The organism is Dietzia sp. CQ4 (assembly GCF_014145125.1).
In the GTDB taxonomy this organism is placed as follows: domain Bacteria; phylum Actinomycetota; class Actinomycetes; order Mycobacteriales; family Mycobacteriaceae; genus Dietzia; species Dietzia natronolimnaea.
On the sequence record NZ_JAALDZ010000429.1, the window covers coordinates 1 to 2,544 of the forward strand.

Consider the following 2,544-nt stretch of genomic DNA (forward strand, 5'->3'; position numbering starts at 1 on the left):
TACTCCTCGACCGTCTCCACGACCACCCGGAAGAACCGGTTGAGAACGTCGACGACCTCCGACGCCTCGGACCGCACCGCCATCTCCGTGGACCCGATGATGTCGACGAAGACGACGCCGACATGTGAGGCGCTGCCGCCCAGTTCGGGGTCCCGCTCCTCGGCCGCCTCCGCGACGTCGCGACCCACGTGGCGGCCGAACAGGTCCCGGAGCCGTTCGCGCTCCTGGAGCCCGGCCGCCATACGGTTGAACCCGCGCTGGAGTTCGCCGAGTTCGGTGCCGTCGTAGACCACGACGCGCCGGGAGAGCGCGCCGTCCGTGACGTCCTCCATGGCCCAGCGGAGACTGCGTAGCGGTCCGAGCACCGACCCGGTGGCCAGGGAGATGAGGAGGAATCCGGCGAGGAGCGAGGTGGCGCCGAGCACGATCACGATGACGGCGAGGCGTTCCAGCGACAGGGCCCGGCCCGCCAACGTGTAGATCGCCACGATGATCAGTCCCGCGATCGGAACCCCGCTGCCGACCGCCCAGGACACGCGGAGCCGCGTCATCGCACCCAGGAACCGGCCGCGGGGGACCGGCCCTCCGGCCAGGGCGACCGCGGCGACCGGGCGGAGTCCGAAGTCCGCGAAGAGGAACGCCACACCGCAGACGACCATCCCGGAGAAGACGATCGTGAACCCGACCGACGGGATCGCCTCGGGGTCGATCACCCCGAAGGCGGGCGTGACCACGGCCGCGCCGAGGAGCCACAGAAAGGCCTGGATCAGGGTCATCCGGCCGGGCAGACGGAGAGTCCACACCCGCTCGCGATCCGTGGGTTCGCGGCCGTCGAGGAACCACCCGACACGCCGGTGGACGGCACCACGCACCCAGATCGTCCCCACGATCGTCGCCAGCGCCACATACACCGGGACGACGATCGCGGTGGGGACCATGAACTCACGGGAGGGGAGGGTGGGACCCGGGAGGACGAAGAGGATCAGTACAGCGGCGACGGCCACGCCGACGAGGTTGGAGCCCAGCAGCGTCAGTACGAGCAGGACCCGGACGCGCAGGGTTCTCAGGCGCGGCGACTCGGTCTCCCGCCCGAGCAGCACCGAGCCCAGTTCCGGGCGCCGCAGCAGGGACAGGTCGAGTCGCACGGTCAACATCGTGCCATCTGCGCGCCAGGAAGTGACGACCTCGTCACACTCGGGCCGGGAACAGTGGCCGAGGGCCCGCCGGGGCGTAGGGTGGGCGAGTCGGCCCGCACCACTCTTGCCTCGGGCCGAATCGGATGTCGACCTCCCGTGGTCGCGCACCGGGCGCGTCGCCTCCGAGCGACGTGGCACCCCAGGAGCGCGCCGGGCAAGACGCCCCATCTATGTACGGAGATTCCTCCCTTGTCACGTTCCTTCGCCGATCTCGGCGTTCCTTCATCCCTGCTCGACGTCCTCACGGGCGTCGACATCGTCACCCCCACCCCCATCCAGTCGGCGACGCTGCCCGACGCGATGTCCGGACGCGACGTCCTGGGCCGCGGCCGCACCGGCTCCGGCAAGACCTACGCGTTCTGCCTCCCGCTGGTCACCCGCCTGGCCGCCTCCGCGCCCGCCGGCGGCCGACGTAAGCGCAACTCCCCCCGCGGGCTCATCCTGGCCCCCACCCGCGAGCTCGCCCGTCAGATCGACGAGACCCTCGCGCCGCTGGCCAAGGCGATGGGCCTCAAGACCACCGTGATCTTCGGCGGCGTCTCACAGGGTCGCCAGGTCAGCGCGCTCGACCAGGGCGTCGACATCGTGGTGGCCTGCCCGGGCCGGCTCGAGGACCTCATGGGCCAGAAGCACTGCCGCATGGACTCGATCGAGGTCAGCGTCCTCGACGAGGCGGACCACATGGCCGACCTCGGCTTCCTCCCGGGAGTCACCCGGATCCTGGCGGCCACGCCTCAGGGTGCCCAGCGCCTGCTGTTCTCCGCGACGCTGGACCAGGGTGTGGACAAGCTGGTCCGCAAGTTCCTCGACAACCCGGTCGTGCACGAGGTCGACGACGGCTCCGCCACCCCCGGCGCGACCGCGCACCACGTCTTCCACGTGGACCCGGACGACCGCGTCCGCGCACTGGCGGACCTCGCCGGCGTGAACGAGCGGACCGTCATGTTCACCCGCACCAAGCACGGCGCCAAGCGCCTGGCCAAGCAGCTCTCCGGGCGCGGCGTGACCAGCGTGGACCTGCACGGCAACCTGTCGCAGAACGCACGCGTGCGCAACCTCGACGCGTTCTCCTCCGGCCAGGCGAGCGTGCTCGTGGCCACCGACATCGCCGCGCGCGGCATCCACGTCGACGACGTGGGGCTGGTCGTCCACGCCGATCCGCCCGCCGAGCACAAGGCGTACGTGCACCGCTCGGGCCGGACCGCACGCGCGGGTGCCGTCGGCACCGTGGTCACCGTGGCCACCTCCGACCAGGTCCGTGAGGTGCGATCGCTGCTGCGGTCGGCCGGCGTGACGGCGGGCGAGATCGTGCTCCCGGTGGGCGCCAACGCCGCCACCGCGCTGGCCG

2 protein-coding genes are annotated in these 2,544 nt (G+C 71.5%); one reads left to right on the top strand and one right to left on the bottom strand.

All coding sequences use genetic code 11. The features are described from left to right. Positions 1–1,154: HAMP domain-containing protein (locus tag G6031_RS18310; protein WP_182654054.1), on the bottom strand; the 1,154-nt coding region annotated here is incomplete at its 3' end. Between the two features lie 231 nt (positions 1,155–1,385). Here G6031_RS18310 and G6031_RS18315 point away from each other — a divergent pair. Next, positions 1,386–2,544: DEAD/DEAH box helicase (locus G6031_RS18315; protein ID WP_182654055.1), on the top strand; the 1,159-nt coding region annotated here is incomplete at its 3' end.